Here is a 6931-nt window from a genome sequence, read left to right as displayed (position 1 = left end):
ACCTCACCTTTAATTCCATTTATATTTTCGTTTTCTATCATTCATTTTCCTTCTTCAACTAACCTGCGGCGTTAGTTCAATAAGAAAAAGGCTTTGCTCCTTCTTGAAGTAAAGCACCCGTTAGTTGAATTAGATAATATCAAATTCAGTACCTTCTGGATAAAGAGAAACATATTCTTCATCTTCATCTAAATAGGCTATTTTCACATTATCTAATAATTTTTTATTAGATAATTCATCAATTGTAGTTTTTAAAGCTTTTTCGACATCGATAACGTAATTGAAGACGTTTGTACTACCACTACCAATGTCTCCACCATCACTCGAACCATTTCCAGTCCAACCTAAACACTCATTCATTAAATCTTCAACTATTTGCCTTTTATCAAGTGCTTCTTCCATTTCATTTTCTTCATATGGGTATTGGACAACAAACTCGATTAACTCCTCTTCATCAAGTACTTCATAACCCTCATTCAACTTCTCTTCAGCTAATTTTTCCATTACCTTTTCCGCTTTTTCAAATAACTTTAATTTAACTTCTTCTGTTTCACCAGTATCTCCAACAACACCATAATGGACTGTTAGTGTTTTACCATCTTTCCAAGCTTCCCAATACATCAATTCATTATCAACTTCTTTGACTAACTTAATCACTGTTGATTCCCCCTGTGAAAATTACTTATTTATGTACAATTATACCCTTGCTAATTCCCCCCAGAATACTTGACTTCTCAAATCTTAACAATATATTCCTGTTATTTATATATGTAATTTTTTCCTTATTGCATTAACCCGATACGTTAGTTCAACAAGAAAAAAGAGTTGCCTAAGCAACCCTATGCTCTTTACTAAAGCACCCGTTAGTTTAACTAAAAGGATTTTCAATTTATTAGATTGGACAATAATTTTTTACATAGCTGATTTTAAGTATTCATCGGATGGTCTTTTGCCACATAATAAATCCATCTTCATCAAGAGCCTGTATTTTAAGGGTATTTTCATCTAACCCCGATGATTTTTTATAAATACTATACCAACCATACATATTTTCATTTATCTTAAAAATGTCGGCTTCATAAACTTCTCCATTAAATGATACATGGACATCTTTAATCTCGTTATTGGTAATAATGCCACCCAAAAAGTGATTAGTTATTCCTTTATCATCGAACGAATTACCCATTCCAATATAATCCCAGGTAATTCCATCATCTGGCTCTAATGTAGGGATGGTTAATAAAATCTCATACCACGGTTCCTTTGATGAAACATAAAGATGATTTCCATGTCCATCTATATAAACGATAACGTACTTTGTCTCTTCAATTTCTTTATAAAGTATTTCTGTTTCTGGGTCTGAGAAATAATCCTTCGCTAAATTGGAATCAAAGATATATTTCTTTGATTCAAACAAAGAGTCTTCTAATCCTTTAATATCTTGTTTCAAATGTTCGTTCTCTTTTTCTAAATCAGTTACATCATCCTGATTAGTTGGAGTCACATCCTTATTATCAACAGGGTCTATAAAAGATAAAACTGCAATAACGAGTGCAATTATTGTAAGTCCAAAAAATATTTCGTTTCTTTTTTTCACTTCTTTTCCTCCAATAAAATCCCGTTTTTTCTACATCCTAAGTAATTTAAGACCCTCCACTAAAGTACTTTCTTCTTCAACTAAACTGCCGCGTTAGTTCAAGAGAAAAAAAGCTTTACTCCTTCTCGAAGTAAAGCACCCGTTAGTTGAAGAAGCACCTTCTCATTTATTACACATTATCTACGAACTATGACACATTCTTTACATATTATAAACACTCAATTAAAATTGGTAAGTGTTCTTATAAGGAGTGGAAATATGTTTAGAAAAATATGGATTAATTTACATTGGATTGCTTTGTCCATTTTATTATTGCTTGTAATCCCAATTGCCATAATGAATAATTTACATACAATTGACGGTGGGCAAATTGGGCATGACATCATCATGGTTTCATTAAATATTTTTTTTACTTGGCTTCTATTTAGAAATAAAGATGCTAGATATGAAGATGCAAGAAAATAGAGTTGTTGCTCATTATGGTTCATGTGCGACACAAAAAACCCTTTTCTTCTTCAACTAAACTGCGGCGTTAGTTTAAGTGAAAACCTTCACAATCTTATTCAAATATTAACATAATCATCCAACTTGGTCCCATTAAATTTTTTGAAACCTTACATTTAATCAACTTCGACAACTGAAGTTAAGTACTCAGGAAAGCCCTCCCAAAACTCAATAATAGCGTTGGTGTATTTATCAAAACCAACTTTTTCAATATCGAAAACAATCTCAGCGCTGGTTGTCAGTTCAACGTCCATGAGTCTCTCGTCACCGAAGTAACCTTTTAAGAACAAGTCTGGGTTCTTATTATACAACCTAGTAGCAGAACGTCCGTCACCATGCTTGTATGTATTTACAAGATCAGCTAATAGTTCAACAGTTTCCCATTGGGCTGTCTTTGTCAAATCGTAATTTAAATATTCGTATGCTTCTTTTATTTTACCCATATTAAAACCAAACTTTGAAAATTTATCTTTTGTTCTTATCGGACTCATTCTATGGTTTAGCTCCGTGTAGATAAAACCTCTCAGTTGTTGTTCAAAAATCTGATATGTTGTAGCCAACAACGACAAGTGGAAGTTATATTCCATGAGTTTCTCAGATTTATAAAATTCGTAAGTTTCCATTTCGATATTTTCAAATATATCGCTAGGATCAACTACGTCATAGTTGTAAGCTGTCCCATATTCTTCAACCATTTTCTCTTTGTATTTATTTGCAGAACCTTCAATATCATTGAAAAGGGTTTCCATTGTAGCAGCAAACTTTTCTTGTAATTTTTTATAAATGAAAATGTATTGCTCTCTTTTATTCTTAGATAACCACACACTTAATTGAAGTTGTTCGCTCATACGTTTCCCATTCCTTACGCTTTACTTTGTTTTTCTAAATTCCAATATGGTGCATTTACTGAACTACTTGCAGTTGACCTTGCTCCTTTTGATGTATTACACGATTCACACAATAATTGAAAGTTTGAAGCGTCGTTGCTACCATACAAGTTCAAAGGAACAATATGATCAATATGCTTTGTGTTTTGTGTTCTGATCAAGCTAGAGAGATCACAACGACATTCTGGATTTGAACAAGTTCCTTTGTCTCTATAAAAAACAGCGTCGGTCAACCATTTGGGGAAGTAGACTCTTTTTATCCGTTTATTATTAGTAACATACTCTGGAAATTGTTCCTCGATTTCTTCCATGTGTTCTTGTATAAATGCAGAAAGCTCCAAATTAAAGTCATGCAAGAACTTTCTATCTTGAAAAATGAATTGAAACGCTGCATGAACGATTAGTTCATCAATTTTGTCTTGGTGTTCATTTATATATTCCATTAGCTGCTCAACAATTTCTCTACAATTACATTCCATATGATATTCGTCACTACAACAAGCAAAGTCTGGAGTTGGTATGTTCGGTTGCAAGTTTACTCCTTCAAGAGTTCTTATCATAAAATTATAAATCCATTGTAAATCGTCAACGTTTTTATAAATTTTGTCCAATTCATCTTCAATGTCTTGAAAGAAATACAAATAGTGATGAACTGCCGTCAATTTATTTGGTTTAACAATGCTCTCAAAAATTTCGTCTTTGAAAACAGAAAATGCTTCTGAACTGTAATCCCAAAAATTTGAAACAGCCAATCCTGCTAGTCCAATTCCAGAACTTAGAGCCAAATGTTCATCTTTTGCTGCCATAAATTCCCCACCTTATTTTGCTCACTTAGTTAAAGGAGTCTTTCTGCTAATCATGTAAGTTTCTATAAGATAAATACAAAGTGTTCCACTTAAATTGATGGCAAATTTTGCGTGTCGTTCGCTTGGTTTGTAATACACTTTTCCTTTGCCGTGTGAGTCTCCATAGGCATTTCTCAAGGCTCCAAGTCCTGTTACAACTCCATTTATCGAACCTAGTATTTGTTTGAAAATTTCCGCTCCATGTTGATCTGGAGACAAGTTTAGCAATTGAGCGACCTTCTTGTATAATTGACTTAAATTGTCCGTTTGTTTATATTCTTCTTCCATGTCGTCAAGTATCCATTTCAAAGTACTTTCAACCATTGCTCTGGTTGCAGTGATTGCATCTTCTGGATCAGTCTTTGCTTGACTTAACGCTCTCTTCCAATCATTTTCAACGTGTTCGATATTATATTCACCTGTGAAGCTTTCAAGCTCTTTTGGAATATATGTTGTGTTTTCATATTGAACTTTTCCGTTTACTAAGGCATATCCGTCACGTTCCAACAATTTAAAAAATTGCTTCTGAATAGTATCATTTTGAAAATACTCATTTTCTTCATTTTCGAGATAAAACATTTCTATTACATTGAACAATTTTCGCAAGTCACTAGGATTTTTTAAATCAAGTGAAGAAACGTAAGAGTCAGCAAGTGAACGTCTTTGCCCACTTAAAGTGGAGACATGATTTTCAGCTTCAAAAATGTATTCACATTCAAAGAGTTTTTGAATAGTTGCGAGTGTTCCATAGCCCGTTAATAAGTCATAAAAAGTGTGGATTGTCCGTTTGTTTATCAAGTATCATTACTCCAATCTCTACCAATGTCATTAATTCCAATTATTACAAAAAAGGACAAATTAGGCTACTATTTTATGATACAAAAGCTCTCCAAGTCGTGTAGAGTATACTAGTGTCATTTTTTATATTTAAATCCATTAATACTTGAGCCAACACTGGTTTGTTGACTCATTATAGCCGAAATACCTTTCTCTTTTGTTCCTTTAACTGCAACAAAAAAACCTGCCAAGGACAGGTCTTTTCAATTTCAAAAACATTAATTATATTGGAGTTCATTAGAAAATTCTTATTCAACTAACCGGCTGCGTTAGTTTTAGTATAATACTTCACAATCTCAATTGCTTTAAATTCAAAAATGTGATTTCTATACTCAACAATCTGGCCCTATTCTGGAACTAGAAAAAATTCTGCATACTTACACAGAATATTAAACCTTACTATAAACCAGAATTTTCTCGAAAAATATAGTAAATTTTTTTTCAAACCGTAATAAGAAAAGCTAGCTTTTCTTCGCAAACACTAATTTCTGGGATTAACTTATAACAAGTTTAGCAAGGTTTTACCGTAGAATACATTTTCACTTCTACTTTCACTCTATTTACTTGTTTAAATATGGAAAATAGATATTTGTTAGCTTATAATTAGAATAAACCAAATGGTATTTTTAATAGGTATATAAATGAATGACTTGATCATGGAGTACCATCAATCACTTAGAACTTTTCGAGGGGGCATTTATGAATACTAACAATAATCCGAAAGTTTTTATTAGTTATACTCATGATAGTATAGAACACGCTGATAAGGTTTTGTTATTATCAAACAAATTACGCTTAGATGGAATAGATACCATTCTAGACCAATATGAAGACTCGCCTCCGGAAGGATGGCCAAAATGGATGGATCGTCAAATTAAAAATGCAGATTATGTATTAATGATTTGTACTTCTACCTACTACAAACGTGTAATGGGCGAGGAGAAAACAGGTGTAGGATTAGGAGGGATATGGGAAGGAACATTAATTTATCAACATTTGTATAATGGCGGCTTAATAAACACTAAATTTATACCGGTTTTAACTGAATCAAGTTCATTTGAAGACATTCCGACACCTCTTCAAGGTGCAACACATTATAGAATGAATTCTGATACAGATGAGAATAAATTGTATTGGAGATTAAGGGGGGTAAAATCTACTGAAAAACCGACTTTAGGTAATTTAAGACCTCTACCTGAAAAAGAACGTAAAACGTTATGTATTTCAAGCTTAATTGATATAGAACTATGGGATAAGGCAGGGTGGAGAGGTGTAGCATTTTTACATACTCAAGAGGTTTCGGAACCATCCAAACTTCTTTTACTATTTAAAGATTATGAAGTTGGAAGGAAAATTTTATCTCAATGGATTGAAATGCTTGGTAAGTATGACAATTTAAATGAGCTAAGAATTTCCTTTATTGAAGGTGACATCCCTGGTGAAGATTTTGGATATACAGTACATATTGGTTCGAATTGGGAATCTACTATTTCAAGAAGAATAGAAGAGGGAAATACCATTGAAGAAGAATTCTTTATGTTTATATCAAGATTCAACCGGATGAATCCTCCGAACTCTAAAAATTTGGATTTGTTTAAAGATAGATATACTTTATTTGGATCATATTTTCTTAGCATTGGATATTTTGATGAGATAAACGGACGATTAGACTTTAATCCTAAAGAGGAACTTCAGCTTTTGAAAAAACATGTTAACTTTAGAAATGTGACTGATATTAAGGATGAAAATGATATAGATGCAGTTATTCTTCCAAAGTACCGTGATAAGTTTAAAAAGTAGTAAACTTGTATTTTTGTACAACTTTATTTTTTAGAGTAAATATATATCAATTAATTTAATTTTGTACAACTTTATTTTTCATAAAGTGTGCATTAATCAGATTCCACTGTTTTTGTACAACTTTATTTTTCATTTAAAGTTCTAGGGTATTGTTATCTCAAGGTTTTTAAAATGAAAATTGTACAACTTTATTTTCTCGTTACAATTTAATTGTTCTATAACTTAGTGGTGAAGTAACCGTATGACATAAAAAACTGTTTAGAAATTTCTAAACAGTTTTTTTGTATTAAAATTTAAAGTTGAAAATATCGAAATAAAAATACCTGCATCCTATCCCATTTAATTAGAACTCTTTTTTACTTAATAAAGACAAAAGAATATCCTTGGATCTACGTCAATATCCTGGACATAAAAAAGTTAAGTCTCTGTCAGAACGGCATCCAATCATGGAGCGTCCTGTA

At 32.1% G+C, this 6931-nt stretch carries 7 protein-coding genes; 2 read left to right on the top strand and 5 right to left on the bottom strand.

Annotation, left to right across the window (positions count from 1 at the left end; genetic code table 11):
• Positions 1-129: 129 nt before the first annotated feature.
• Together HF876_RS18390 and HF876_RS18385 are read right to left on the bottom strand one after the other, a co-directional pair.
• Entirely contained in the window at positions 130-657 is a 528-nt protein-coding gene (locus tag HF876_RS18390; protein ID WP_169361510.1) for a WGR domain-containing protein, read from the bottom strand.
• 277 nt (positions 658-934) lie between these two features.
• Positions 935-1597 carry a hypothetical protein gene (locus HF876_RS18385; RefSeq protein ID WP_169361509.1) on the bottom strand — a complete coding sequence of 221 codons (663 nt, stop codon included), beginning with the start codon at positions 1595-1597 and terminating at the stop codon, positions 935-937.
• Positions 1598-1855: 258 nt separating this feature from the next.
• On the opposite strand from HF876_RS18385, the gene HF876_RS18380 reads away from it, so the two are divergent.
• Complete coding sequence (locus HF876_RS18380; RefSeq protein WP_102782466.1) at positions 1856-2062, top strand: hypothetical protein; 207 nt, start codon at positions 1856-1858, stop codon at positions 2060-2062.
• A 155-nt stretch (positions 2063-2217) separates the two neighbouring features.
• On the opposite strand, the gene HF876_RS18375 is transcribed toward HF876_RS18380, so the two are convergent.
• The 3 genes from HF876_RS18375 to HF876_RS19065 are packed head-to-tail and all read right to left on the bottom strand — an operon-like array spanning position 2218 to position 4631.
• A complete protein-coding gene (locus HF876_RS18375) occupies positions 2218-2949 on the bottom strand; it encodes a hypothetical protein (protein ID WP_169361508.1) in 732 nt (243 codons plus the stop codon).
• Positions 2950-2963: 14 nt separating this feature from the next.
• Complete coding sequence (locus tag HF876_RS18370; protein ID WP_169361507.1) at positions 2964-3794, bottom strand: HNH endonuclease; 831 nt, start codon at positions 3792-3794, stop codon at positions 2964-2966.
• 21 nt (positions 3795-3815) lie between these two features.
• Complete coding sequence (locus HF876_RS19065) at positions 3816-4631, bottom strand: abortive infection family protein (protein ID WP_169361506.1); 816 nt, start codon at positions 4629-4631, stop codon at positions 3816-3818.
• Between the two features lie 738 nt (positions 4632-5369).
• Between HF876_RS19065 and HF876_RS18360 the strand changes: the two genes are divergently transcribed.
• Positions 5370-6470, top strand: a complete 1101-nt coding sequence (locus tag HF876_RS18360) for an SEFIR domain-containing protein (RefSeq protein WP_169361505.1) — start codon at positions 5370-5372, stop codon at positions 6468-6470.
• Positions 6471-6931: the final 461 nt, after the last annotated feature.

The sequence above is a fragment of the Psychrobacillus sp. BL-248-WT-3 genome (assembly GCF_012843435.1).
Lineage (GTDB): Bacteria > Bacillota > Bacilli > Bacillales_A > Planococcaceae > Psychrobacillus.
The sequence above is the reverse complement of the archived record's forward strand: the minus strand, read 5'-3'. Positions and strand labels throughout refer to the sequence as shown.

What these genes read in the sequence shown, in the direction of transcription:
- HF876_RS18380 (WP_102782466.1), top strand. Translation starts at nt 1,856, where the DNA reads ATGTTTAGAAAAATATGGATTAATTTACATTGGATTGCTTTGTCCATT.
- HF876_RS18375 (WP_169361508.1), bottom strand. Translation starts at nt 2,949, where the DNA reads ATGAGCGAACAACTTCAATTAAGTGTGTGGTTATCTAAGAATAAAAGA.
- HF876_RS18370 (WP_169361507.1), bottom strand. Translation starts at nt 3,794, where the DNA reads ATGGCAGCAAAAGATGAACATTTGGCTCTAAGTTCTGGAATTGGACTA.
- HF876_RS18360 (WP_169361505.1), top strand. Translation starts at nt 5,370, where the DNA reads ATGAATACTAACAATAATCCGAAAGTTTTTATTAGTTATACTCATGAT.